The following is a 24,892-nucleotide window of genomic DNA, read 5'->3' as shown; positions in this document are numbered from 1 at the left end:
TCCACTTGAAACCACGTTTTTGCGGCTCTCTGCGGAGCCGTCGATCCATTGTTCCCGGTAACGGCGCCCGAGGCAACGAGGGCTGGGGACGCATCCGCGTCGCCGGCCCTCGAGGTCGGTCACGGGCGGCGGGCGCGGATGCGCCGACCGCCCGGGCGCATCACTTCGCGCTTGCGTCGATCGGGTCGCCGAAGATTCCCCAGCGCTTGCCGTCGAAGCGCGCGGTGCGGAAGGTGGTGAAGGTCGCGTAGTTGTCGGGCGCGACGTTCACGGTCACACCCGGCAGCAGCAGCGGGAAGGTCTGCTTCTGGATGTTGGTGGCCACCTTCAGGATGTTCTCGCGGGTCAGGTTGTCGCCGGCGCGGGTCAGGATCAGCTCGATCATCTGGGCCGTGGTGTAGCCCAGCACCACGCTGGAGTCCACCGGGTTGCCGTCGGGGAACCATTCCTTCATGAACTTCAGGAAGTCCTTCATGCCCTGGTCGTTCTCCCAGGTGGGGTCACCGGCGAGCTTGAGCGCCATTGCGGTGATCAGGCCGACTGCGTTCTGCAGGCCGGCCGGCTCGAGGACTCCGCCCTGCGAGCTGGACACGGACACGATGTAGTGGTTGGGCTTCCAGCCCAGATCAGCGACCTTGCGGATCACTTGCGCGCCGAACTTCGGCGTGGCCATCGTGAACAGCGTGTCGGCGCCGGTGCCCTTCAGGTCGATGACCTGCGAATCGACGGTGGCGTCGGTCACCTCGTAGGTCACTTCCTTGACCACCTGGCTCACCTTGGCGCCCAGGCCGATCTTGAAGCCCTTGACGTAGTCGCGGCCCGAGTCGTCGTTCTGCGAGACGATCGCGATCTTCGCGTTCGGGTGGTTGGCGACGACGTGCTTGCCGTAGATGATCCCTTCCTCGACGTAGGGCGGATAGAAGGGCGTGGTCCACGGGAAGTTCTTGGGATCGTTCCACTTCGAGGCGCCGGTCGACACCAGCAGGTGCGGCACCTTCTTCTGGTTCAGGTACTTGTGGATCGCGCTGTTGGTCGGCGTGCCCAGCGAGTTCATCACCGCCAGCACTTCTTCCTGCTCGACCAGCTTGCGGGTCTGCTCGATGGTCTTGGGCGGGCTGTAGCCGTCGTCCATCGACAGCAGATTGATCTTGCGGCCGTTGATGCCGCCCTTGGCGTTGACCATCTTGAAGTAGGCGAGCGTCGCCTTGCCCTGCGAGCCGTAGGCGGAAGCAGGTCCGCTGTAGGGCATGGTCTGGCCGAGCTTGATCTCGGTGTCGGTGACGCCCGGGCCGTACTTCTTCTGCGCGTGCGCAGCCTGCAGCGAGGCCGCGACGACGAATGCGCCGACGGCCAGTTTCCAGATTCTCTTCATCGGTACTGTCTCCTCGTGGTTGGTATGGATTGCGGGACTAGCGTCCCTTGAAGACCGGCGCGCGCTTCTCGAGGAAGCTCGCGACGCCTTCCTTGTGGTCTTCGGTGCGCGCCAGGCGGTAGATGGTGTCCATCGCCCAGCCGCCGATCTCGCGCGGATCGCCGAAGGCGCTGCGTCTGAGCCCGGCCTTCAGCGCCTGCACTGCCAGCGGCGGATTGCCGGCGATCCGCGCCGCCAGCGCACGCGCCTGGGTCATCAGCTCGGCGTGCGGCGCCACGCGGCCGACCAGTCCGATGCGCAGCGCCTCCGCGGCATCGATGAGATCGCCGGTGAAGAGCAGTTCCGCGGCCTTCTCGGCGCCGACCAGCGCCGGCAGCCGGTAGAAGCCGCCGACGTCGCAGGACAGCCCGCGCTTGACGAACATCTCCGAGAACTTCGCCTGCTCGGATGCGATCCGCAGGTCAGCGAACAGCGCCAGCTCCACGCCCCAGCCGATCGCCGCGCCGTTGACCGCGGCGATCACCGGCTTGGAACACTCCAGCGCGGCCATCGCGGTGGGGTTCGCCGGCCGATGAATCACCGAGTCCTTGCGCTGGCCGATGCCGCCGTCGGGCCCGGCCATGATCTCGCCGACGTCGTCGCCCGAGCAGAAGGCCGGATCGGCGCCGGTCACGATCACGCAGCGCACCTCGGGATCGGCATCCGCCGCCCGGAACGCCGACTCCAGCTCGTCGTAGGCACGCCAGTTCAGAGCGTTGCGCCGCTCCGGCCGGTTCAGCGTGATCGTCAGCACGTGGTCTTCGAGCACATGGCCGGTGTGCACGAAGGCCTCGGGCGCGATCGGGGTCCTGGACCTCATGGGGTTCTCGCTCCTTTGTCCTCTGTCTGGGGACGCGCGCCCGCGCAGCGCCCCCGGTCTCCAGCGGCAAGGCTAGTCGATCCGGCCCGGCGCAGGCGCGGCGCCCGTTCCGGATAAGCCCGTCCCGGAAAGCGCCATGCCCACGGCCGGCCCACGGGCCGCCCGCTGTCCGATCCGCAGCGCCGGGCCGCTGTGCTAATTTCAGTCTCGACCCTCTCTGTGCCGATCATCTTCCGCCATGTCCGACATCCTCGAGTTCCTCAAGAGCACCTTCGTGCAGCGCACGCCCCACATGCGCGAGATAGGCACCCGCGTCACTGCGATCGAACGCGCGCGCGGCTCGATGGTCCTGCCCGCGCGGGCCGACTGGATGGGCGACCCGGCGCGCGGACTGATGCATCCGGGCGCCATCACGGTGCTCGCTGACTCCTGCTGCGGACTCGCGGTGGGCGCGGCGCTCGAGCAGGACACCACCTACGCCACGCTCGACCTGCGGATGGACTACCTGCGCCCGGCGACGCCCGACCAGGAAGTGCACTGCGACGCGCACTGCTACCGCCTGACCCGCAGCGTCGCCTTCGTGCGCGCCGAGGCCTACCAGGGCGATGCCGCACAGCCGGTCGCCACCGCGCAGGCGGCCTTCATGCTCTCCACGCCCGCCGGCGCGCGGCCCGAGGTGCCCAGCGGCAGCGATGCGCCGCAGGCCTCCGAAACCTTCACCACAGCCGCAGCCGCCGCGGTGGCCGCGCTGTCGCCGTCGGGCCGGCCTGCCGCGCCGGCGCGCGGCGCCTCCGACCGTTGGCAGCCGCCGTCGCCCAGCGAGCCGGCGCGGCCCGCCGGCGTGATCCCCTATCTGGACTACCTCGGCATCCGCGTCGCCCCGGATCCGCTGCGGCCGCTGTTCCGCATGCCCTTCGATCCCAAGCTGATCGGCAACCCCTTCCTGCCCGCGCTGCACGGCGGCGTGGTCGCCGGCTTCGCCGAGACCGCGGCCATCCTGCACCTGGCCCAGACCCTGCAGGGAGCCAAGCTGCCCAAGGGCATCGACTTCTCGCTCGACTACCTGCGCGCAGGCCGCCCCGAAGAAACCTATGCGATGTGCGAAGTGGTGCGCGTGGGCGCCCGGGTCGCGCTGGTCCACGTGCGCCTGTGGCAGCGCAGCCCCGACTATCCGATCGCCGTGGCGCGCGCGCACTTCCTGCTCACGCCACGCGACTGACGACGCAATCAGGCCCCCGTACCGATGAAACGCCGAATCCTGCCAGGCACCGGCCTGTCCGTCTCCGAGGTCTGCCTCGGCACCATGACCTGGGGCGAGCAGAACACCGCGGCCCAGGCCCATGAGCAGCTCGACTACGCGATCGCGCAAGGCATCAACTTCATCGACACCGCGGAGATGTACCCGGTGCCGCCCAACGCCCGCACGCAGGGGCGCACCGAGTCCATCCTGGGCGAATGGCTGGCGCGCCGGCCGCTCGGCGACCTGGTCATCGCCACCAAGGTGGCCGGCCCGGGCCGGCGCGACTGGATCCGCGGCGGTCGCACCGACCTCACCCGGGAAGTGATCGCGGAGGCGGTCGACACCAGCCTGGCACGCCTGGGCGTCGACTGCATCGACATCTACCAGATCCACTGGCCGCAGCGGAACGTGCCGATGTTCGGGGCGGTCGACTTCGACCCCTCGAAGGAGCGTGGCGGCCCCTCGATCCGCGAGCAGGTCGAGGGCATGGCCGCCATGATCCGTGCCGGCAAGATCCGCCACTACGGGCTGTCCAACGAGACCAGCTGGGGCGTCTGCCAGTTTCATCGCATCGCCAAGGAGCTCGGCATGCCGGGCCCGGTCACGCTGCAGAACAGCTACAGCCTGGTCTCGCGCAGCGCGGACGGCGACCTGGCCGAGGCGCTGTTCCGCGAGCAGATGTCGCTGCTGGCCTACAGTCCGCTCGCCGGCGGGATGCTGTCGGGCAAGTACCTGGGCGGCGCCCTGCCCGCCGGCTCGCGCTTTGCGCTGTTCGACACGCTGGGCCAGCGTTTCCGCAAGCCGATGGTCACCGAGGCGATCGAGGCCTACGCCGCGCTGGCCCGCGCGCGCGGCATCAGCCTGGTGCAGCTCGCGCTGGGCTACGTGCGCAGCCGCTGGCACCTGGGCGCGTCGATCATCGGTGCGACCACGATGGAGCAGCTGCGCGAGGACATCGCCGGCGCGCAGTTCGAGCTGGACGCCGAAACGCTGGCGGAGATCGCCAGCGTCCAGGCCCGCTACCCGAACCCGGCCGGCTGAGCCCCGGGAAGGTCAATCTCCGGCGACCAGCTCGCCTGCGATGTAGCGCCGGCGGTACTCCTCGAAGGGCAGCACGTCGGCGGCCTCGATTCGGCGCTGTGCGGCGATCGACTCCTGCGCCATCCGCGCATGGCGCGCGGCGACCTCTTCGGGAAAGGGCATCGCCAGCAGCTGATCGCGATGCTGCAGCGAGCAGGCCAGCCCGAACGCGCGGAACGAGTTCCCGTGCGCTGCGGCCATCTCCCGCAGCACCCGCGCCGACGGCGTCAGCGAGGCGTCGTCGAGCAGCGCTGCCGCACGCTCGAGCGCATCGCGGTGGGGACTTCCGGCATCGCCGCCCGCACCGGCTCCCGCACCCGCGTCGAGCGCTTCGGCGATCGGCTCGCACTCGCGCAGCAGTTCCCTGCCCCATTCCCGCAGTCCGGCCTGGCCGCCGCCGCGATGCAGGGCCAGCCCGGGCTCGCGCCCGCGCTGCGCCACCAGGTGCTGGTTGCGCGACATCCCGGCGATCTCGTCGGGGGTGTCCGGCGGGCTGTCGCTGAGCAGGCAGTGCAGCAGGAAGACGTCGAGGAAGCGCAAGGTTCCTTCGTCGATGCCGACCGCCAGGAACGGGTCGAGGTCCAGGCAGCGCACCTCCACGTACTCGACGCCCCGCTCGGCGAGCGCGCGCAGCGGACGCTCGCCGGGACGGATCGAGCGCTTCGGGCGGATGGTGCCGTAGAACTCGTTCTCGATCTGCAGCAGCGAGGTGGCGAGCTGCCGGTACTCGTCGCCTTCCCGCACGCCGATCGCCTCGTAGGCCGGATACGGCTCGGTCAGCGCGCGCGACAGCGAGCTCGAATAGCTCTCCAGGCTGTTGAAGCTCACCGCCAGCGCTGCCTGGGCGTCGCTCTGGTAGCCCAGCGGGCCCATCCGAAGCGAGGTGGCGTGGGGCAGGTAGAGGCTGCCGGAATCCAGCGGCTGCAGCCCGTGGGCATGGCCTTCGAGGAAGCTGCCGCACACCGCGGGCGAGGCGCCGAACAGGTAGAGCAGCAGCCAGGAATGGCGCCGGAAATTCCGGATCAGCGCGAAATACGCGTCGGTCTGGCGGGCGCGCGCGTCGCCGGGGAAACCGCAGACCGGACCCAGCGTTTCCCACGCGCCCGGCGGCAGCGAGAAGTTGTAGTGGATGCCGGAAATGGTCTGCATGCGCCGGCCATAGCGCCAGGACAGCCCCTGGCGGTAGACGGTCTTGGCACGCCCGACGTTGGAGCTGCCGTAGCGGCCGATCGGGATGCGCTCGTCCTCCGGCAGTCCGCAGGGCATGCTCGACGCCCAGAGCACCTCGCCGTCGATGTTGCGATGGACGAACTGGTGGATCTCGGTGAGCTCGGCCAGGCAGGCGCCGGGCGTCGGGTGCACCCCGGTGATCAGTTCGATCTGCGACTCGCTGAAGTCGGTCGTGATGTTGGGGTGCGTGAGCGCGGAGCCCAGGGCCGGAGGATGCGGGGTGTCGGCAAGCGCGCCATCGGGGCGCGATCGCAGGCTTTCCTTTTCGATGCCGCGCATCATTCCGCCCAGGTCTCGGGGCGTCAGCGCGCTCAGGCGTTCGTTCAGGCGATTCAAGCGGGTGGCTCCCCAGGTGCGGTCTCGTTCTTGCCGGCCTGCGCGCCCCGCCGCGCATAGGCGGCCCCGGTCGCGCGTTGCCGGGCGCGGCCGACAGGATACCGGGTTACAGCCCTGCTTGCGTCCCGCCAAGGCTCAGGCGCCGCATGCGCCGCCGCCGATAGCGGAACGCCCCGCACGGGCGCTTGTGTAGCATCGGTCCCCATTCCCCAACCACATTCCGATCGAGAGGTTCGTCCATGGATTTCAAGGGCAAGGTCTGCATCGTCACCGGTTCCTCCGCAGGCGTCGGCGCCGCCACCGCGCTGTCGCTGGCCCGCATGGGCGCCTCGGTGGTGATCAATTACAGCCGCAGCGCCGCGCCTGCCGAGGCGGTGGCCGCCCAGTGCCGCGAGGCGGGCGCCGACGCGCTGGTGGTGCGCGCCGACGTCTCGCGGGACGAGGACTGCCGGGCGCTGGCCGCCGCGGCCATGGAGCGCTGGGGACGCATCGACGTGCTCGTGAACAACGCGGGCACCACGAAGTTCGTTGCGCTGCAGAACCTGGCCGGACTGTCCGCCGAGGACTTCCACTCGATCTACGCGGTGAACACGATCGGCGTGTTCCAGATGGTGCGGGCCTGCGAGGCCGCGCTGCGCGCCTCGCGCGGCGCCGTGGTCAACGTGTCCTCGATCGCCGGTCAGGACGGCATGGGCTCGTCGATCGCCTACATGGCGTCGAAGGGCGCACTGAACGCGATGACCATCGCGCTGGCCCGCGCGCTGGGCCCGGAGGTCCGGGTCAACGCAGTGCTGCCGGGCTTCATCGAGACCGAGTGGCTGCGCAACGGGCTGGGCGAGGGCTACCAGAAGGCCTATGACGGCTATCGCGCCATGAGTGCGCTCGAGGCAGTGATGAGCCCGGACGACGTCGCCGAGGCCATCGTGGGCGTCACCTCGATGGCCAAGGTGACCGGGCAGCTGCTGCGCGTCGACGCCGGCAAGGGCGTGGGCCGGGGAGCAACGGGCAAGCCCGTCTGATCGACGGCGAGCGCGACGGTGACGGCCATGGAACGCATCGACGACCCCCATGTCCTGATTCCCGACATCCTGGCCAGCCACGCCGCCTTCCATCCGCGCCGCGAGGCGGTGGTGTGCGGGGCGGTGCGGCGCAGCTGGGGCGAGTTCGGCGCCGGCATCGACCGGGTGGCGCGCGCGCTGCAGGCGCGCGGCGTGGGCCGCGGCGACAAGGTCGCGGTGATGATGGGCAACTCGGTGGAGATGCTCGAGATCATCTTCGGCGTCGTGCGGGCCGGGGCCTGCGTGGTACCGCTTTCCGGGATGCTTACCGGAGCGCAGCTGGCCACCCTGCTCGACGACAGCGAAGCCGTGCTGGCCTTCGCCACCGCCGACTTCCGCGCCAGGCTGGAGCCCGAACGCGGGCGGCTGGCCGGCATCCGGCCCGGCGCCTGGATCGCGGTGTTCGGCGACGAGCCCGGCTGGACGGGCTTCGACGCCTTCCTCGCCGGCGGCGAGGCGAGCACCGACCCGCTGCCGGTCTGCACCCCCGCCGACGCGTTCAACATCATTTACAGCTCCGGCACCACCGGCCTGCCCAAGGGCATCGTTCAGACCCACCGGGCGCGCACCCACTGGGCCTTCTCGAACGCAATCGAGATGGGCTTCACCGACCGCTCGCGCGCGCTGACGACGACTTCGCTGTATTCGAACGGCACCTGGCTGATGATGCTGCCGGCGCTGTTCGCTGGGAGCACCTGCGTGGTGATGCCAGCTTTCGACCCGGCAGGTTTCCTGGAGCACGTGGCGCGCGAGCGCATCAGCCATGCGTTCATGGTGCCCTCCCAGTACGGCGCCGTGCTCGGCTCGCCCGCGCTCGACAGCGCGGACACCTCCAGCCTGCAGGTGCTGCTGTGCGCCGGCTCCCCGCTGCGCCGGGAAACCAAGCGCGAGGTCATCCGCCGCTTCGGCGAGCGGCTCTACGAGCTTTACGGCTTCAGCGAGGGCTTCGCCAGCATGCTCAAACCGCACCACGACCCGGCGAAGTTCGACACCGTGGGCACCCCGGTGCTCGGCTTCGAAGTGCGCATCCTGGACGACGCGGGCCGCGCCCTGCCCCGCGGCGAAGTCGGCGAGATCGCCGCCTACGGCGCCGGCATGATGAAGGAGTACCACCGTCGCCCGGAGCGGACTGCAGAACTCATCTGGCGCGACGAGCGCGGCCGCAGCTTCATCCGCTCCGGAGACATCGGCCGGCTCGACGAGGACGGCTTCATCGTGCTTCTGGACCGCAAGAAGGACATGGTGATCTCCGGCGGCTTCAACGTCTTCCCCGCTGACATCGAGCAGGTTCTCGCCGGGCACCCGGCAGTGCTCGACGTCACCGTGATCGGCATCCCGCACCCAAAATGGGGCGAGACGCCGCTGGCCCTGGTGGTGCGCCGTGAGGGCGTCACCGCCGACGCGGACGAGATCGCCGCCTGGGCGAACGAGCGGCTTGCCCGCCACCAGCGGGTGGCCCGCGTGGAGTTTCGCGACGAGTTCCCGCGCAACGCGCTCGGCAAGGTCCTCAAGCGACTGCTGCGCGAACCCTACTGGAACAGGCAGGCGCAGAACCCTGAAGGCTGAAAGGTCGCCACGGCAGCGCGGACAGAGTCCGGTTTGCCGCCTCGATGCGACAGCAGGGAACCTGGGTACTTGCCTCGACCCCCCGACCCCACGACGCAGGCAGGCCCCCCCTTACCACCGCGGCTACATGCAACTGCTCACGATGACCCTGCTGCCCTTCGCGGGCAGCCTGCTGCTCTCGATGCTGCCGCGCCAGGCCCGCAATCCGTCGGCCTGGCTGGCCGGCGCGGTCACGCTGTGCGCGCTCGCGCTGCTGGGCGCGCAGGCGGCGGCCGTATCCCGGGGCGAGGTGCAGCGTTTCGCGGTAGCGTGGCTGCCCTCGCTCGGGGTGGACTTCGGGCTGCGGCTGGACGGGCTCGCGTTCCTGTTCTGCCTGCTCATCCTCGGCATCGGGGCGATGATCGTCCTCTACGCGCGCTACTACCTGTCGCCCGAAGACTCGATGCCGCGCTTCTACGCGATGCTGCTGCTCTTCATGGGCGCGATGCTCGGCGTGGTGACTGCGGGCAACCTGATCATGCTGGTGGTGTTCTGGGAGATCACCAGCCTCTCCTCCTTCCTGCTGATCGGCTTCTGGAAGCACAGCCAGGATGCGCGCCGCGGCGCGCGGATGGCGCTGACGATCACCGGCGCGGGCGGCCTGTGCCTGCTTGGCGGCGCGCTGCTAATGGGCCACATCGTCGGCAGCTACGATCTGGACGCGGTGCTGGCCGCCAAGGAGCAGGTGCAGGCGAGCCCGCTTTACCTGCCCGCGCTGGTGCTGGTCCTGCTGGGCGCCTTCACGAAGTCGGCGCAGTTCCCCTTCCACTTCTGGCTGCCGCACGCGATGGCGGCGCCCACGCCGGTGTCGGCCTACCTGCATTCGGCCACCATGGTGAAGGCGGGCGTGTTCCTGCTCGCGCGCCTGTATCCGGTACTTTCGGGGACCGAGGCCTGGTTCTGGCTGGTCAGCGGAGCCGGACTGGCGACGCTGCTCGTCGGCGCCTTCATCGCCATCTTCAAGCACGACCTCAAGGGCCTGCTCGCTTACTCGACGATCAGCCACCTGGGCCTGATCACGCTGCTCTTCGGCCTGAATTCGCCGCTGGCCGCGGTGGCCGGCGTCTTCCACATCCTCAACCACGCCACGTTCAAGGCCTCGCTCTTCATGGCGGCGGGAATCATCGACCATGAGTGCGGCACCCGCGACATGCGCAAGTTGAACGGCCTGTGGCGCTACATGCCCTGGACCGCAACGCTGGCGATGGTGGCGGCCTCGGCGATGGCTGGCGTTCCGCTGCTCAACGGCTTCCTCTCGAAGGAGATGTTCTTCGCCGAGACGCTCTTCGTGAGCGGCGAGCTGGCAGGACGCCTGATCCCGGTCGCCGCCACCGTGGCCGCGGTGTTCTCGGTCACTTACTCGATCCGCTTCGTCCACGACGCCTTCTTCAACGGCGAACCCAAGGGCCTGGAGCGCACCCCGCACGAGCCGCCGCGCTGGATGAGGGTTCCGGTCGAGGTGCTGGTGCTGATCTGCCTGGCCGTCGGAATTCTGCCCGCCTGGACGGTCGGCCCACTGCTGGCGCTCGGCGCCCAGGCCACCATCGGCGGGCCGCTGCCCGAGTACAGCCTCGCCATCTGGCACGGCCTGAACGTCCCGCTGCTGATGAGCGCCATCGCCCTGCTCGGCGGCATCGGCCTCTACACCTTCCTCTACCGGCGCTTCGACCTGCACACCGTCGACGACGAGCGCAGGGGCGGCCGCGACGCCTTCGAGTACCTGGTGCTGCGCCTGACCTCGCTGTCGCGCGCCCTCACCTTCGGCCTGCAGAACGGCAGCCTGCAGCGCTACCTGCGCCTGTTCGTACTCGCGGCGCTGCTCGCCGGCGCCTGGCCCTTCGTCCACGGGCAGTACGGCACGGGTCCGCTCGCCGGCACTGCCGTCAGTCCGGTGGTGCTCGCGGTTTGGGGCATCGGCGCGGTCGCCACCGTGGCCACGGTGATCCTGCATCGCTCCCGCTTCGTCGCGCTGGTGACGATGGGCGTGGCGGGACTGATCGTGAGCCTGGCCTTCGTCTGGTTCTCGGCGCCCGACCTCGCGCTGACGCAGCTGCTGGTCGAGGTCGTCAGCATCCTGCTGATGATGCTCGCGCTTCGCTTCCTGCCCCAGGAATCCGCTCCCGAGCCGGTACGCCGCCGGCTCGCCGATGGCGCGATCGCGATCTTCGCCGGCGCGGGAATCGCCGCGATCGTCTATGCGGTGCTCACCCGCCCGCTGACGACCATCTCCGGCTACTTCCTCGAGAAGGCCCAGCCCGAAGGCGGAGGCACCAACGTCGTCAACGTGATCCTGGTCGACTTCCGCGGCTACGACACGCTCGGCGAGATCAGTGTGCTCGGCATCGCGGGGCTGGTCATCCACGCGCTGCTGCGCCAGCTGCGGGTGCCGGAGCTGCCACAGCCTTTCGGCGCGCAGGCCGCGGACCGCCACCCGCTGCTGCTGGCGCTGATCGCCCGGCTGCTGCTGCCGCTGGCGGCGGTCGTGTCGATGTTCCTGTTCATGCGCGGTCACAACCTGCCTGGCGGCGGCTTCGTCGCCGGACTGGTGCTCGGGGTTGCGCTGCTGGTGCAGTACGTGGCCAGCGGAATGGACTGGACGATGGCGCGCATGCGCACCGACTTCCACGCCTGGATCGGCTGGGGGCTGGTGGCCGCCGGGTTCACCGGGCTCGCCGCCTGGGGCTTCGGCTACCCCTTCCTGACCAGCAGCTTCGTGCACCCGATCCTGCCGGTGATCGGCGAGGTGCCGATCGCCAGCGCGATGTTCTTCGACCTTGGCGTGTTCCTCACGGTCGTCGGCTCGGTCATGGTCTCGCTCACCAGCATCGCGCGGCTGCGGGCGGGCGGCGCCCCGCACGCGCAGCCGCGCTGAGGAATCGACGCATGGAACTCCTGGTCGCCCTTGGGATCGGACTGCTCGCCGCAGCGGGCATCTACCTGACCTTGCGCGCCCGCACCTTCGACGTGGTGCTCGGGCTGACGCTGCTCTCCTACGCGGTGAATCTGTTCATCTTCACGATGGGCCGCCTCACGATCGGCAAGCCGCCGATCACCGGCGGCGCGCTCGCCCCCACGCTGGCAAACCATGCCGACCCCTTGCCGCAGGCGCTGGTGCTGACCGCGATCGTGATCGGCTTCGGCATGACCGCGATCCTCCTGGCGCTTGCGCTGGCCAACCGCCACGAGAGCGGCAGCGACCATGTGGATGCGCGTGAGCCCGGCGCCCCCCCCAGGAAGACGCCGTGAACCACTGGATCGTCGCGCCTGTCGTCCTGCCGCTCTTTGCGGGCGCTTTCCTGCTGCTGATCGAGCGGCGTGCGCCGCGCCTGCTGGCGCCGGTCAGCGTCCTCGCCTGTGCCGGGCTGCTGCTGGTCGCATTGCGCCTGCTCGCGGGCGCGGCCGCCGGCGGCGTCGAGGCCTACCTGCTCGGCAACTGGCCCGCACCCTTCTCCATCGTGCTGGTGGTCGACCGGCTGTCGGCGCTGATGGTCGCGCTGCTCGCGGTGCTGGCCTGCGCCTGCATCGCGTTCGCGCTCGGCACCCGCGAGCGCTCCCCGGCGCCGCCGCCGCACTTCCACGCACTGTTCCAGTTCCAGCTGATGGGACTCGCGGGGGCCTTCCTCACCGGCGATCTCTTCAACCTCTTCGTCTTCTTCGAAGTGCTGCTGATCGCATCCTACGGACTGCTGCTGCACGGCGGCGGCGCGCTGCGCGCCCGCGCCGGACTGCACTACGTCGTCTTCAACCTGGCCGCCTCCGCGCTGTTCCTGATCTCGGTGAGCCTGCTGTATGGCGTGACCGGGTCGCTGGGCATGGCCGACCTCGCGGGCGCGATGGCGAAAGTGGCGCCCGAGGATGCCGCGCTGGTGCGCGCCGCCGCGGGAATGCTGCTGGTGGTGTTCTTCGTCAAGGCGGCGCTGCTGCCGCTGTACTTCTGGCTGCCGGACGCCTATGGCGCCGCGGTCGCGCCGGTGGCGGCGCTGTTCGCCATCATGACCAAGGTCGGCGTCTATGCGGTGCTGCGCGTGACCACGCTGATCTTCGGCGAGCAGGGCGGCGCCGCGGCCGACATCGCCCAGCCGTGGCTGGCGCCGCTCGCGCTCGCCAGTCTGGCACTCGCCAGCCTGGGCGCGGTGGCTGCCACCGGAATGCGCCAGCTGGCCGCCTACCTGGTGATCGCGTCGGCCGCCACCCTGCTGACGGCGATCGGCCTGGCCGGACAGGCCTCGCTCTCCGCAGCGCTCTACTACCTGGTGCACAGCACGCTGATCGGGGGCGCCCTGTTCCTGCTCGCGCAGCTGGTGTCCGACCAGCGCGGGCCCGCCCGCGACCGGATCGAGTCCGGCCCTGCGGTTGCCCAGCCGGCGCTGCTCGGCGCGCTCTTCTTTGTCGCGGCGGTTTCGGTGGCCGGGCTGCCGCCGCTGTCCGGCTTCGTCGGCAAGGCGGCCATCCTGCAGTCCACGCTGCTCGCACCGCGCGGCGCCGCGGCCGCTCCCTGGGGCCTGGTCTGGGCCGTGGTCCTGGGCGGCGCGCTGCTGACCGTGGTGGCGCTCTCGCGCACCGGCAGCCGCTTCTTCTGGAACACGCCGGCGGCCGAACCCGACGCGCATGCGCGGCATGCCGGGGCCTGGCAGGTGATGCCGGTGCTCGCCCTGCTGGCCGCCGGGATGCTGGCCGCGCTGCTGGCCGGGCCATTGCTCGCCTATGCAGAGGCCGCGGCCGCGCAGCTGCTCCAGCCCGAACGCTACATCGGCGCCGTGCGCGACCAGCCGCCCATCCCCGCTCCAGGAGCCGGATCGTGAAGCGCCTGCTCCCCTCGCCGCTGATCAGCGCCACCGTGCTGCTGCTGTGGCTGCTGCTGAACAACACCGTCGCGCCCGGGCAGGTCCTGCTCGGCGCGGTGCTCGCGGTGGCGATCCCGCGGCTGACCGCCGGGCTGCGCCCCGATCAGCCGCGGATCCGTCGCCCCCTGACCATCGTGCGGCTCGGCCTGACGGTGCTTTGGGACATCGTCGTCGCCAATCTCCAGGTGGCGATCCGGATCCTCGGGCCGGAGCGCCGGCTGTCGCCCCGCTTCTTCTGGCTGCCGCTGGACATCCGCGATCCGCACGGCATCGCCGCGCTTGCCGGCATCATCACGATGACGCCAGGCACCCTCTCCTCCGACCTCACGCCGGACCGCCGCTACCTGCTGGTCCACGCGCTGGACGCCAGCGATCCGCAGCAGGTGTGCGAAGAGATCAAGCGCCGTTACGAGGCGCCCCTGATGGAGATCTACGGATGACCGCACAGGTGCTTCCCCTCGCGATCGCGATGCTGGCCGTCGCGATGCTGCTGACCCTCTGGCGGCTGCTGCGCGGCCCCGGCATCCCGGACCGGATCCTGGCCCTGGATACCCTCTACATCAACGCGCTCGCCCTGCTGGTGCTGCTCGGCATCCAGTTCCGCACGGCGCTGCTGTTCGAGACCGCACTGATCATCGCGATGCTCGGCTTCGTCGGCACGGTGGCGATGTCGAAGTACCTGCTGCGCGGCGACATCGTCGAATAGGAGTCCCGCCATGGCCGCCGTCACAGACTTCATCGTCGCCGCGCTGGTGCTGGCCGGCGCCGCGTTCGCCCTCATCGGATCCTTCGGCCTGGCAAAGCTGTCGACGATCTACACCCGGCTGCACGGCCCCACGAAGGCCAGCACCCTGGGGGTGGGCTGCATCCTGATCGGGTCGGCGCTGCACTTCAGCATGAGTGGCACGGGCGTCAGCCTGCATGAGCTGACGATCACGCTGTTCCTGTTCATCACCGCTCCGGTCAGCGCGCACCTGGTCATCAAGGCGGCGATGAAGCTCGACCCTTCCGCGCGCCCTGCGCCGCCAGCCACGCCGGCCCAGGACGACGCGCCGCCCCGCTGAGGCGGCTCAGCGCGCGGGCACCGCCACCAGCCGCAGGGTGCGCACCGTGGCCGGGTTGTCCAGCAGGTCCTCCAGCGTGTAGCCGTCGAGAACCTTCAGGAAGGCGTCCAGGGCCTCCTTCAATGCCTTCTTGAGCTTGCACCCGGGGTTGAGCAGGCAGCGCCCACTGGTCCCGAAGCACTCGACCAGTTCCAGCCCGGGCTCCATGCGGCGCACCACGTCGCCCACCCGGATCTTCGCGGCCGGCACCGCCAGGCTCAGCCCCCCGCCCTTGCCGCGCTGGCCATCGAGGATGCCGTCGCGCACCAGCTGGTTGACCACCTTCATCAGATGGCTTCTGGAGATGTCGAAGCGCTCGGCGATCTCGGCGATGGTGACCCGGCGCGAGGGGTTGCTGCCCACGTGGAGCAGTACGCGCAGGGCATAGTCGGTGTGCTGGGTGATGTGCATTGGTCGGACGAGGTCAGGCTGGCGAAAGGGCCAAGCTTCCAGTATGCAGGCTGGCGCGCCGAGAGCGAACATAAAGATGCATTTGCTTTGACACTTTTAAAGATGCATTTTATATTCCTCTTTAGATCCGGCCTCCGCCGGTGCCAACGCGACGAAGGAACGCAACCATGCACGACTGCAGCCTCCCCATCCTCGGCCAGGACATCCACGGCTTCGACGCCCGCGGCGTCGCGAAGCGCTTCCGCCATGCGGCGATCTTCGGCGCCCTCGGCGCCCTGACCCCCGGGGAGACGATGCGCTTCGTCAACGACCACGACCCGATTCCGCTGCTGAACCAGATCGCGCAGCACTTCGGCGACTCCGTGGGCGTTCGCTACGTGGCCAGGGAGCCGGGCCAGATCGTCATCGACTTCACGGTGCGGTGAGCGGCATGGAACAAGCACAACGCCAACCCCGGCATTACCTGGGCATCGGCCGCGCCGCGATGGGACTTTCCGCGCTCGGCATGGCCGCTTCCGCAGCGATCGCGTACCCGTACGCGGACAGCTTCTCGCTGGGAACCCAGGTGGCCGCCCACCTCGCGCTGCCGGTGTCGGCCGCAGTCTTCAAGCTGGGCTACGTGGTGCGCCTGGCCGCGCATCACGCGATGGGCAACTTCCAGGCGGGCTGAGGCGCCAGTTCAGGCCAGGCGGAACACTCCGCCGTCATCCTCGCGCACCGCGCCGGCCGCCAGCAGCTCCTCGAGGTGCTGGCTGATCGAGCGGCGCTCGGCGTCGTCGACCCACAGCTCCTGGTAGTCGGCCGGATACAGCAGCCGGCAGCGCACCAGCTGCTCCAGCGTCTTCGGCGACTCGGCGAGGAACCGCAGCAGCCGCTGCTCGCGCTCGTCGATCTTGGCGGCGAATGCAGCGAGGTCGCGCAGGAAGAGCGCGCGGTCGGTGTAGGCGCCGCGATGATGCGAGGTGACCCAGACCTTCGCCGGAATCTCCGGCAGCCGCGCCAGCGTGCGGCGGAAGTCGGCCAGGCAGGAGGACGCATCGCCGTAGTAGGGGCCGAAGCCGCTGAGGTCGATGTCGCCGATGAAGGCCACGCCCTCGGGCTCCACCAGCAGCACGTTGTGGCCCGCGGTGTGTCCCGGCATGTGGAAGGCGCGCACCCGCGAGCGGCCCAGCTCCCATACGGCGCCATCGACATAGCCCACCGCGTCGGGGCGCGGCGCGTAGAAGAACTCCCGCTGGAACTTCGCCAGCATCTCGGCGCGGCGGGCCTCCGGCGTGCCGTAGTGCGCCGCCAGCCCGTCCCAGCTGCGCGCCGCCGCCAGGTCGAGCTCGTGCACGTGCACCTGCGCCTTCGGCAGCCGGTGCAGCCCCGCCATGTGGTCCTCGTGGACGTGGCCCATCAGCACCAGCTCGGTGGCGTCGAACTCGGGGCCGATGTAGTTGGAGACGATCGGTGTGTCGAAGGCGGCGAGCGTGTCAGAGCCGCGCACGATCACCTGGTTGCCGTCCGGATACTTGCCGTTCTTCTGCCCGAAGTGGACCGAGACGCGGCCGAAATCGGCGCGCTGCAATTGGGGAGGCTGGAGGATCGCGTTCATCCTGCAATCCTACCGCGCGAAGACTTCAGCCGCTGCCATCCGCGTTCCACGGGCAGGCACCGGCGAAGGAACTCCCGCGTCAGCGCCTGGACACCGGAAGGCAGAGTGCCGCCCGGAAACCTAGTCCCTGGACTGGCGCTCACCGCGCATCGTACGGTCCTGACGCACCGGGGGCTGCTGCCGCGCGCCGCGCGGCTCGTCCGAACCCGGGCGTGCGCCACGGTTCGGCGCGAAATCCGGCCTGCCCCGTGACTCTCCCGGACCGGCGCCATACGCCGGCGCCCCGGCGCCCGGGCCCCGCCCGCCGTCGGGCCGGAACCCGCCGTGCGGAGGCGGCGGGCGTCCGCCGGGGCGGTCGGCGCCCGGCGGGCGCCAGCCCGGACGATCCGCTCCAGGCGGGCGACCCGGCAAGCCTGCATCCGGACCGCGGCCCGGCCCGAAGCCATCCGCTCCATGCCTCGGGTAGCCGCCTGGCGGCCGGGCGCCCGGTACCGGCGAGGAATGGCCGTAGGGACGGCCGCCGTAACCCGGCGCATAGCCAGGCGCATAGCCAGGCCGCGACCAGCCGCGCGAGGGCGCGGGATGCACGTACACCGGGCCGGGCCGGACGTAGCGCGGCGGCGGAAGGTACAGCGGCGCCGGTCGCACGTATACCGGATAGGAATCGACGTAGGTCGGATACGAATCGACGTAGGGTCCATCCCTGTAGACGCCCTCGGCGTAGATCCCATCCGCGGGGACGACCGCGCAGGCGCCCAGCGACAGGACACCCACTGCAATCGCAAGCCTGGCTGCGCTGCGCTTCATCTCCGCTCTCCGCTCTTGGTGCATCACAGAAACAATAACGTCGCCGCCTGCCCCGCGGTGCACCGTCTCCTGCAAGCGGATGCGCTGCTTTGTATCAGGATGTAAGCGGCCGCTTCCTGCGAGCGGCGCGCGGAGTGGGGCTACGAGCCTCGCCGCCCTCAGCGGTCTCAGCGGTCTCAGCGGTCTCAGCGGTCTCAGCGGTCTCGCAGCCCCGGCGCCCCTCGTCAGCGCGCGCTGCAGCGAGCTCGGCGCGCAGCCGCAGCATCTCCTCGCCCTGGTCGACCAGCATCTCACCCATCGAGGCCAGCCGACCCCGAATGGTGGCAAGCTCGCGGCCGCCGTCGACCGCATCGTCGCGCGCCCGCCCGAGAGCTGCCTCGGCCAGTCCGAGCGCGGCGCGCGCCGCCTCGAGTTCGGCCTCGAGCGCATCGGCCCGGGCATGGGCGGAGTCGGCCTCGGCCCGCATCTGCGCCATCAGCCACTCCACTTCCGAAGCCCGCGCCGCGAGTCCCTCCGCTGCCGCACGCTGCGCCCGCCCCCATAGCTGCACCACCAGACCTCCAGCCGCCTCGCGCAGATCCTCTGGCAGCTCCGGCTGGTCGATCCGGACGCTGTTGCGATCGCGCAGCTCGTCCCAGAAGGCCGACAGCACCTGCGCCGGAGTCGACATGCTGCCCTTGCGCACGTACTGGTAGAGCCGGTTTGCCGTCGGGGTGATCCCGTGACGAAAGAAGAGCAGCGCGCACGCCTCGCGATACAGTTCGCGGGTGCTGCCGCATCGAGCGCGCAGCGCCTCGATCTCTGCGGCGATCCGGGGGTCCTGCATGGCCAGCCTCCAGAGAATCCGGTTACCGCATCCTATCGAACCACAACGCTTTTCGTATTTTTCCATGAGAACACCGGGCCTTCCACACCCGACGATCGGCCCCCTTTCGGCACCCGCCGGCCGCGCCAATGGCCGCGGCCGGGGTACCATCCCCAGGTTTGCCGCCGGTATGCCCCAGGGACCCGTGCAGCCAAGGATCCTCCTTCCCACCGGGCACAAGATGCGCTGGCTTCCCACCCGAGAAAAACTCGCCACCGATCCCCGCTTCGCGCGGCTGGCCGGCTTCCTGTTCTCGCGCCCCTGGCTCTGGGCGCTGAACCGGCGGGCGGTCGCGCGGGGCGTGGCCTGCGGGCTGCTGGTCGGCGTCATCCCCCTGCCGACGCAGATGGTGCTGGCCGCGGTGCTGGCGGGCGCCGCGCACGGCCACGTGCCCGCGGCGATCGCCGCCACCTGGCTCACCAATCCGATCACGGCGCTGCCCATCTGGTGGGTGGCGCTGCAGCTCGGCTCGCTGGCCACCGGCGTGCCGCTCACGCTGCCCGACATCGACTGGTTCTCGGTCGCCGCTGTCTGGGGCTGGATGAAGGAACTGGGGCAGCCGTTGGCCATCGGCCTCTGCATGGCGGCAGCGCTGCTCAGCGCGGCCGGTTACGCGACCACGATGGTGCTCTGGCGGCTGGTGATCGTGCGGCGCTACCGCGGCCGCCACGCCGGGCCTGCGGCCCTCAGGCGGCGCGCCGTCCGAGCAGCAGGTCGGCCCCCTTCTCCGCGATCATGATCGTCGGCGCATTGGTGTTGCCGCCGACCAGGTCGGGCATCACCGAGGCGTCGATCACGCGAAGGCCTTCGAGCCCGCTCACCCGAAGCTCCGGGTCCACCACCGCCGCCGTGTCGCTGCCCATGCGGCAACTGCCGACCGGGTGATAGACCGTGTCGACGCGCGCGCGCAGCAGCGCACGCACGTCCTCGTCGCGGGTCACGCCGGCACTCCACAACTCCTTCTTGCGGTAGGGTGCCAGCGCCGGCGCCTCCAGGATCGCGCGGGTGACGCGGAAGCCGCGCACCAGCCGCTCCAGGTCGTCGGGGTCGGCCAGGAAGGCCGGGTCGATCAGCGGATCGTCCATCGGGTCGCCGCTGGCCAGGAGCAAGCTGCCGCGGCTGCGCGGCCGCAGCACGCAGACGTGGCAGGAAAAGCCGAGCGAGAAGTGCAGCTTCCGCGCGTGGTCGGCAACGATGGCCACGACGAAGTGGAGCTGCAGGTCGGGCACCGGCTCGTCCGGTGAGGACTTCAGGAAAGCGCCGGCCTCGGCGAAGTTGCTGGTCAGCATGCCGGCGCGCTCGCGCCTGAACCGGCCGAACTCCCTGAAGAGCCGCAGGACGCCGCGCGGCTCGAAGCCGATCAGTTCGGTCGAGTCGGACGTCCAGCCGAAGACGAAGTCGGGATGGTCCTGCAGGTTGGCACCGACGCCCGGCAGGTCATGCACGAGCGCGATGCCATGCCGGGCGATCTCCGCGGCCGGACCCACGCCGGAGAGCATCAGCAGCTGCGGCGAGCCGAATGCCCCGGCGCTCAGCACCACCTCCCGGCGGGCGCGCACGGCCTCCCGGCGACCTCCGCGCAGGTATTCGACCCCCACCGCGCGCCGGCCCTCGAACAGCACGCGCGTCGCGTGGGCGTCGATGACGATCGACAGGTTCGCGCGGCCCCGCACAGGATCGAGGTAGGCCTTGGCCGCGCTGCAGCGCAGTCCGTCACGCTGGGTGACCTGGTAGTGCCCGACGCCCTCCTGCTCCTCGCCGTTGAAGTCCGGGTTGCGGCGATGCCCGCACTCCTCACCCGCGCGGACGAAGGCTTCCGCGACCGGGTTGGCGGTGCGCAGCGCCGACACCGTCAGCGGACCGCCACGACCGTGCAGCGGCGCGCCGAAGACCTGGTTGTCCTCCGACCGCAGGAAGCGGGGAAGAACGTCCGCCCAGCCCCAGCCCGGATTGCCCGCGGCCGCCCACCGGTCATAGTCGCTGGGATGTCCGCGCGCGTAGATCATCGCGTTGATCGAGCTGGAGCCACCGAGCACCTTGCCACGCGGCTGGTAGCCGCGGCGCCCGCCCAGCCCCGGCTGCGGCACCGTCTGATAGCCCCAGTTGTGGAACTTGCGCGGCAGCGTGGCCACCGCACCGACCGGCACCTGGACGAAGGGCGTGTCGTCCCGGCCTCCAGCCTCGAGCAGCCTCACCGAGGCCACCCCGTCGGCGCTCAGGCGGTTTGCGAGCACGCATCCGGCCGATCCGCCGCCGACGACCACGAAGTCCACCTCGTCGTTGCCCATGGCCCCTCCCGGCGCAGGTTCATGCGATCGAGTATAAGAGGGCCGGCGGCCCCGTGGATGCCCGGGGAACGCCTGAACGACTTGAACCACGCTCCGCCGCGGTGCTGCTGCGCCGGGCCGAGGCCCGCCCCGACATGTCCGCCGCCAACCTCGCCAACCTCGCCGCCGCATCGCACTGCGCAGACCTCGCCTTCGACGACGCCGGACGTCCCTACAGTCCCCGCTACCGCGACGTCTATCGCAGCCGCGCCGGCGCCTCCGGCGAAGCCCGCGCAGTCTTCATCGACGGCTGCCGCCTGCGCGAACGCTGGCGGGGCCGCGACCGTTTCGCGATCGTCGAGCTCGGTTTCGGGCTCGGGGTCAACTTCCTCGCGACGCTGGCCGCATGGCGCGCCGACCCCCAGCGGCCGCAGCGCCTGGACTACGTCTCGGTCGAGCTCCACCCGCTCGACGCCGACAGCCTGGCGCAAGCGCTCGCGGCTTTCGGCGCCGACGGGGACGATGTCCGAGGGCTGCTGGACGCCTGGCCGCTGCCGCTGCCGGGCCTCCACAGGATCCGGTTCGCCGACGGCGGCGTCACGCTGACCCTCGCCTTCGGCGATGCGGAGCGAATGGCCGGCCGCCTGCCGGTCGCCGCCGACGCCTTCTACCTCGACGGCTTCGCGCCGTCGCGAAACCCGCGGATGTGGAGCCCGGGGCTGATGAAATCGCTCGCCAGGCTCGCCCGGCCCGGCGCCACCCTGGCCACCTACAGCGCTGCGCACGCAGTGCGCGAGGCCCTGGTGCAGGCGGGCTTCGAGGTACGCCTGGCGCCCGGCTTCGGCGGCAAGCTCGAACGGATCGTCGCCGAGTACGCGCCGCGCTGGCGCACACATTCGCCACCGAGCGGCCCGCTGTCGTGGCCCTGGCGCGAGGCGGTGGTGGTGGGCGCCGGCCTCGCAGGCACGGCGGTCGCATCCGCCCTGTCCCGGCGCGGCTGGCGCGTCGCGCTGCTCGACCGCCATTCGGCGCCCTGTGCGGAAGGATCGGCGCAGCCGCTGGTCGCCGACCACCTGCACGTCGCTCCCGACGACAACCCGCTGGCGCGACTGTCGCGCGCAGCCCTGCTGCTGGAGCGCGCGCACTTCCCCGGCCCGGCTCCGATCGGCAAGCTGCAGGTGGCCGACTCGGACGCCGAGCACGAGCAGCAGGCCGCCTGCATGCGCGCGCTCGGATTTCCCGAGCACTTCGTCCGGGTGCTCGACGCCGAAGCAGCCGCCGACGCGACGGGAATGCGGGTCAGCCGCGGCGGCCTGTGGCTGCCGCTGTGCGACGCGGCCGACCCGGCCGCGCGCTGCCAGGCGCAGCTGCAGCCGCGGACGACTCCCGCCACGGGCGCCCCGCCCGACCAGGATCAACGGACCGACCTCGCTGCCGGGTCCGGCAGCAGCGAGCCGTCCGATGTCGGCGCGATCGTCTTCCGTCCCGGCTGCGAGGTGGCGCGGATCGATCTGCGCGACGGGCTCTGGCACGCGCTGGCCACCGACGGCGGGACGCTCGCCTGCGCGCCGGTGCTCGTGCTGGCCAACGCCGGCGACGCGGTGCGGCTCGCCGGCCAGGGTGCGATCGCGCTGCGCCGGGTGCGCGGCCAGACGACCCTGCTGGCCCGGGACGCGCTGCCGGGCTTGCGCGCGGTGCTCGGCGGCGACGCCTATGCCTGCCCGCTGCCCGGCGGCGGCGCGCTGGTCGGTTCAAGCTTCGATGACGGCGACACGCTGGCGCCGGACCCGCAGGCCGACCTCAGCAACCTGCGCCGGCTGTCCCGGATGCTCGCGCCGGAGGACGCGGAGCCGGAGCGGCTGTTCGCCGCCAGCCGGCCAGGCGCCTGCGGTTTCCGCTTCGTCGCGCGGGACCGCCTGCCGCTGGTCGGACAGCTGCCCGACGAGGCCGCGATCCGCTCCCGCGCGGCCGAGTTCGCCCGCAACGACCGCCTGCCGCTGCCGATGCTTTCAGGCCTGTACGGCGCCTTCGCCTTCGGCTCGCGCGGGCTGCTGTGGAGCGGCCTGGCCGCGGAGATCCTGGCGGCCGAGATCGACGGCGGCGCAGCGCCGGTGGAAACCGACCTGCTCGCCGCACTGGCCCCGGCGCGCTTCCTGCGCCAGCAGTTGCGCCGGCGCAGGCTGCGCTGATGCAGGTTGCGCCGATGCAGGCTGCGCGGCCCCGCTGCACGCCGGCCCACGGCGCACATCTCCTGCCGCGATGCCCGGCGAACCGCTAAACTCGCGTGCTGCCCAACCCTTGAATTCCTGCGATGCCAGCCAAGCCCGCCCGCCTCCAGTACGACTGCGCGAAATGCCCCGGCTACTGCTGCAGCTACCCGCGCATCGAGGTCAAGGACGCCGACCTGCGCCGGCTGGCGAAGCACTTCGCCGTACCAGTCGAGGAAGCCGAGCGCAAGTTCACCCGCTGGTACGAATCCGACGACGGCCGCGAGCGCATCCTGCGCCACCACAAGGACGAGATCTACGGCAGCATCTGCCGCTTCTTCGACCGCAAGGCGCGCCGTTGCACCGTCTACACTGCGCGCCCCGCGGTCTGCCGCGACTACCCTAACGGCGCCACCTGCGGCTATTACAGCTTCATCCGCTTCGAGCGCAAGCACCAGGACAACCCGGACTTCATCCCGCTGACCTGAACCCGCGGGCGCCGGCCGATCCGCAGCCCTGCGCGGAACTCAGCCCCGCCCGATGCGCTTCGGCCAGAGCCCGGCCACCAGGATCAGCGCAGCGACCACCGCAAAGCCCGTGGAGATGCCGCTGCGCAGGAAGATGCTCGGATCGCCGTCGGAGATCGCCAGTGCCTGGCGCACCGAACGCTCGAAGATCGGACCCAGCACGAAGGCGAGGATGACGATCCCCAGGTCGAAGCCGGTGCGGCGCAGCCACCAGCCGACGAAACCGAAGATCACCGCGAGCAGCACGTCGGCCGGATTGCCGCTCGACGAATACACGCCGATCAGGCAGACCACCAGGATCAGCGGCGCCAGGTAGGCGCGCGGGATCAGCAGGATCTTCACGAACAGCCCGATCAGCGGCAGGTTGAGGATCAGCAGCATCAGGTTGCCGATGTACATGCTGGCCACCACGCCCCAGAACACCTCGGGCTGGCGCTCGAGGATCATCGGCCCCGGCGTCACGCCGTGGATCATGAACGCGCCGATCAGCAGCGCGGTCACTGCGTTCGCCGGGATGCCCATGGTCAGCAGCGGCACGAACGCGCCCGAAGTGCCGGCGTTGTTGGCCGACTCCGGCCCGGCCAGCCCCTCCACCGCCCCCTTGCCGAACTCCTCCGGGTTCTTCGAGAGCTTGCGCTCGACCGCGTACGACATGAAGGACGCGATCACTGCGCCGCCGCCCGGCAGCAGCCCGATCAGGAAGCCGAGCACCGTGCCGCGGGCCACCGGCCCCACCGAACGCCGGGCCTCCTCGCGGTTTGGCAGGAAGCCGAGCAGCCCCTTGGGCGGCGCCACCATCTCCACTTTTTCGGGGTCGCGCGAGGCCATGAACAGCACCTCGGACAGGCCGAACAGGCCGATCGCCAGCGGCACCAAATTGAAGCCGTCGCCCAGCGTGAGCAGGCCGAAGGTCATCCGCTGCGTCATGTTCATCGGGTCGCTGCCCACCGAGCCGAGCAGCAGCCCGAAGGCCGCCATCAGCAGCGCGCGCCACAGCGACCCGCCCGACATGTAGGTGACCATCGCCAGGCCGGCGAGCATCAGCATCGCGTACTCGGCCGGCCCGAAGGCGAACACCAGCTTCGCCAGCGGCGGCGACAGGAAGGACAGCGCCAGCACGCCGGCGGTGCCCGCGATGAAGGAGCCGATCGCTGCGATCCCCAGCGCCGCGCCCGCCCTGCCCTTGCGGGCCATCTCGTAGCCGTCGAGGCAGGTGACCACCGACGAGGCCTCGCCGGGGATGCGCATCAGCACCGAGGTCACGGTGCCGCCGTAAGCGACCCCGTAGTAGATGCCCGACAGCATGATGATCGCCGGGGTCACGTCCATCTTGAACGTGATCGGCAGCAGGATCGCGATCGTGGTCAGCGGCCCGAGGCCGGGCAGGATGCCGACCACCGTGCCCAGCAGCACGCCGATGAAGCAGTACAACAGGTTGTCGGGGGTCAGGACGACCGCAAAGCCACCAAGCAGTGCTTCCACGG

General features: G+C 70.6%; 23 protein-coding genes. 15 read left to right on the top strand and 8 right to left on the bottom strand.

The features are described 5' to 3' along the window. Window positions 1-160 precede the first annotated feature (160 nt). On the bottom strand, window positions 161-1,372 hold the full coding sequence (locus tag HNQ70_RS01790) for an ABC transporter substrate-binding protein (RefSeq protein ID WP_183963682.1): 1,212 nt from the start codon (window positions 1,370-1,372) through the stop codon (window positions 161-163). Between the two features lie 37 nt (window positions 1,373-1,409). Further along, window positions 1,410-2,231, bottom strand: coding sequence for an enoyl-CoA hydratase/isomerase family protein (locus HNQ70_RS01785; protein WP_183963680.1), 822 nt, complete (start codon window positions 2,229-2,231; stop codon window positions 1,410-1,412). Window positions 2,232-2,469: 238 nt separating this feature from the next. Between HNQ70_RS01785 and HNQ70_RS01780 the strand changes: the two genes are divergently transcribed. Next, window positions 2,470-3,450 carry a PaaI family thioesterase gene (locus tag HNQ70_RS01780; RefSeq protein WP_183963678.1) on the top strand — a complete coding sequence of 327 codons (981 nt, stop codon included), beginning with the start codon at window positions 2,470-2,472 and terminating at the stop codon, window positions 3,448-3,450. A gap of 24 nt (window positions 3,451-3,474) precedes the next feature. Beyond that, window positions 3,475-4,512, top strand: a complete 1,038-nt coding sequence (locus HNQ70_RS01775) for an aldo/keto reductase (RefSeq protein WP_183963676.1) — start codon at window positions 3,475-3,477, stop codon at window positions 4,510-4,512. A 12-nt stretch (window positions 4,513-4,524) separates the two neighbouring features. On the opposite strand, the gene gshA is transcribed toward HNQ70_RS01775, so the two are convergent. Then, on the bottom strand, window positions 4,525-6,117 hold the full coding sequence (gshA, locus tag HNQ70_RS01770) for a glutamate--cysteine ligase (RefSeq protein WP_183963674.1): 1,593 nt from the start codon (window positions 6,115-6,117) through the stop codon (window positions 4,525-4,527). Window positions 6,118-6,356: 239 nt separating this feature from the next. Here gshA and HNQ70_RS01765 point away from each other — a divergent pair, with 239 nt between their 5' ends. From HNQ70_RS01765 to HNQ70_RS01730, 8 genes are all read left to right on the top strand, one after another. Beyond that, on the top strand, window positions 6,357-7,136 hold the full coding sequence (locus tag HNQ70_RS01765) for an SDR family NAD(P)-dependent oxidoreductase (RefSeq protein ID WP_183963672.1): 780 nt from the start codon (window positions 6,357-6,359) through the stop codon (window positions 7,134-7,136). 27 nt (window positions 7,137-7,163) lie between these two features. Next, window positions 7,164-8,741 (top strand): class I adenylate-forming enzyme family protein, encoded by a 1,578-nt coding sequence (locus HNQ70_RS01760; RefSeq protein WP_183963670.1) that lies wholly within the window; start codon window positions 7,164-7,166, stop codon window positions 8,739-8,741. 127 nt (window positions 8,742-8,868) lie between these two features. Continuing rightward, window positions 8,869-11,652 carry a monovalent cation/H+ antiporter subunit A gene (locus tag HNQ70_RS01755; RefSeq protein WP_183963668.1) on the top strand — a complete coding sequence of 928 codons (2,784 nt, stop codon included), beginning with the start codon at window positions 8,869-8,871 and terminating at the stop codon, window positions 11,650-11,652. An 11-nt stretch (window positions 11,653-11,663) separates the two neighbouring features. Next, window positions 11,664-12,026, top strand: a complete 363-nt coding sequence (locus tag HNQ70_RS01750; RefSeq protein ID WP_183963666.1) for a Na+/H+ antiporter subunit C — start codon at window positions 11,664-11,666, stop codon at window positions 12,024-12,026. Further along, complete coding sequence (locus tag HNQ70_RS01745; protein WP_183963664.1) at window positions 12,023-13,582, top strand: monovalent cation/H+ antiporter subunit D; 1,560 nt, start codon at window positions 12,023-12,025, stop codon at window positions 13,580-13,582. Before HNQ70_RS01750 ends, HNQ70_RS01745 begins: the two co-directional genes overlap by 4 nt. Further along, the gene (locus tag HNQ70_RS01740; protein ID WP_183963662.1) at window positions 13,579-14,064 is read left to right on the top strand and encodes a Na+/H+ antiporter subunit E; all 486 of its coding nucleotides are present in this window, start codon (window positions 13,579-13,581) and stop codon (window positions 14,062-14,064) included. The genes HNQ70_RS01745 and HNQ70_RS01740 overlap by 4 nt, the downstream gene beginning before the upstream one ends. Further along, the gene (locus tag HNQ70_RS01735; protein ID WP_183963660.1) at window positions 14,061-14,330 is read left to right on the top strand and encodes a K+/H+ antiporter subunit F; all 270 of its coding nucleotides are present in this window, start codon (window positions 14,061-14,063) and stop codon (window positions 14,328-14,330) included. The genes HNQ70_RS01740 and HNQ70_RS01735 overlap by 4 nt, the downstream gene beginning before the upstream one ends. Before the next feature lie 10 nt (window positions 14,331-14,340). Then, window positions 14,341-14,688 carry a Na+/H+ antiporter subunit G gene (locus HNQ70_RS01730; protein ID WP_183963658.1) on the top strand — a complete coding sequence of 116 codons (348 nt, stop codon included), beginning with the start codon at window positions 14,341-14,343 and terminating at the stop codon, window positions 14,686-14,688. 6 nt (window positions 14,689-14,694) lie between these two features. Here HNQ70_RS01730 and HNQ70_RS01725 read toward each other — a convergent pair whose 3' ends face one another. Then, complete coding sequence (locus HNQ70_RS01725; protein WP_183963656.1) at window positions 14,695-15,138, bottom strand: RrF2 family transcriptional regulator; 444 nt, start codon at window positions 15,136-15,138, stop codon at window positions 14,695-14,697. Between the two features lie 167 nt (window positions 15,139-15,305). Between HNQ70_RS01725 and HNQ70_RS01720 the strand changes: the two genes are divergently transcribed. Continuing rightward, complete coding sequence (locus HNQ70_RS01720) at window positions 15,306-15,563, top strand: DUF2249 domain-containing protein (protein WP_183963654.1); 258 nt, start codon at window positions 15,306-15,308, stop codon at window positions 15,561-15,563. 5 nt (window positions 15,564-15,568) lie between these two features. Beyond that, window positions 15,569-15,808 (top strand): hypothetical protein, encoded by a 240-nt coding sequence (locus HNQ70_RS01715; protein ID WP_183963652.1) that lies wholly within the window; start codon window positions 15,569-15,571, stop codon window positions 15,806-15,808. 9 nt (window positions 15,809-15,817) lie between these two features. On the opposite strand, the gene HNQ70_RS01710 is transcribed toward HNQ70_RS01715, so the two are convergent. Continuing rightward, window positions 15,818-16,735 carry an MBL fold metallo-hydrolase gene (locus tag HNQ70_RS01710; protein WP_183963650.1) on the bottom strand — a complete coding sequence of 306 codons (918 nt, stop codon included), beginning with the start codon at window positions 16,733-16,735 and terminating at the stop codon, window positions 15,818-15,820. A 901-nt stretch (window positions 16,736-17,636) separates the two neighbouring features. Beyond that, a complete protein-coding gene (locus HNQ70_RS01705; RefSeq protein WP_246434543.1) occupies window positions 17,637-18,368 on the bottom strand; it encodes a DNA-binding protein in 732 nt (243 codons plus the stop codon). A gap of 169 nt (window positions 18,369-18,537) precedes the next feature. Between HNQ70_RS01705 and HNQ70_RS01700 the strand changes: the two genes are divergently transcribed. Continuing rightward, window positions 18,538-19,146 carry a DUF2062 domain-containing protein gene (locus tag HNQ70_RS01700; RefSeq protein WP_183963646.1) on the top strand — a complete coding sequence of 203 codons (609 nt, stop codon included), beginning with the start codon at window positions 18,538-18,540 and terminating at the stop codon, window positions 19,144-19,146. Here HNQ70_RS01700 and HNQ70_RS01695 read toward each other — a convergent pair. Continuing rightward, window positions 19,094-20,695 carry a GMC family oxidoreductase gene (locus HNQ70_RS01695; protein ID WP_183963644.1) on the bottom strand — a complete coding sequence of 534 codons (1,602 nt, stop codon included), beginning with the start codon at window positions 20,693-20,695 and terminating at the stop codon, window positions 19,094-19,096. The genes HNQ70_RS01700 and HNQ70_RS01695 overlap by 53 nt on opposite strands. A gap of 134 nt (window positions 20,696-20,829) precedes the next feature. On the opposite strand from HNQ70_RS01695, the gene mnmC2 reads away from it, so the two are divergent. Further along, window positions 20,830-22,863 carry a tRNA (5-methylaminomethyl-2-thiouridine)(34)-methyltransferase MnmC2 gene (mnmC2, locus tag HNQ70_RS01690; protein WP_183963642.1) on the top strand — a complete coding sequence of 678 codons (2,034 nt, stop codon included), beginning with the start codon at window positions 20,830-20,832 and terminating at the stop codon, window positions 22,861-22,863. Window positions 22,864-22,985: 122 nt separating this feature from the next. Continuing rightward, window positions 22,986-23,369: a YkgJ family cysteine cluster protein gene (locus tag HNQ70_RS01685; RefSeq protein WP_183963640.1), complete on the top strand. Its 384-nt coding sequence runs from the start codon at window positions 22,986-22,988 to the stop codon at window positions 23,367-23,369. A 39-nt stretch (window positions 23,370-23,408) separates the two neighbouring features. Here the strand turns inward: HNQ70_RS01685 and HNQ70_RS01680 are convergent, their stop codons facing one another. Next, window positions 23,409-24,890, bottom strand: a complete 1,482-nt coding sequence (locus tag HNQ70_RS01680) for a tripartite tricarboxylate transporter permease (RefSeq protein WP_343060583.1) — start codon at window positions 24,888-24,890, stop codon at window positions 23,409-23,411. Between the last annotated feature and the right edge of the window lie 2 nt (window positions 24,891-24,892).

The sequence above is a fragment of the Quisquiliibacterium transsilvanicum genome (genome assembly GCF_014202215.1).
GTDB classification, from domain to species: Bacteria; Pseudomonadota; Gammaproteobacteria; order Burkholderiales; family Burkholderiaceae_E; genus Quisquiliibacterium; species Quisquiliibacterium transsilvanicum.
This window is presented reverse-complemented; position numbering and strand designations above follow the sequence as displayed.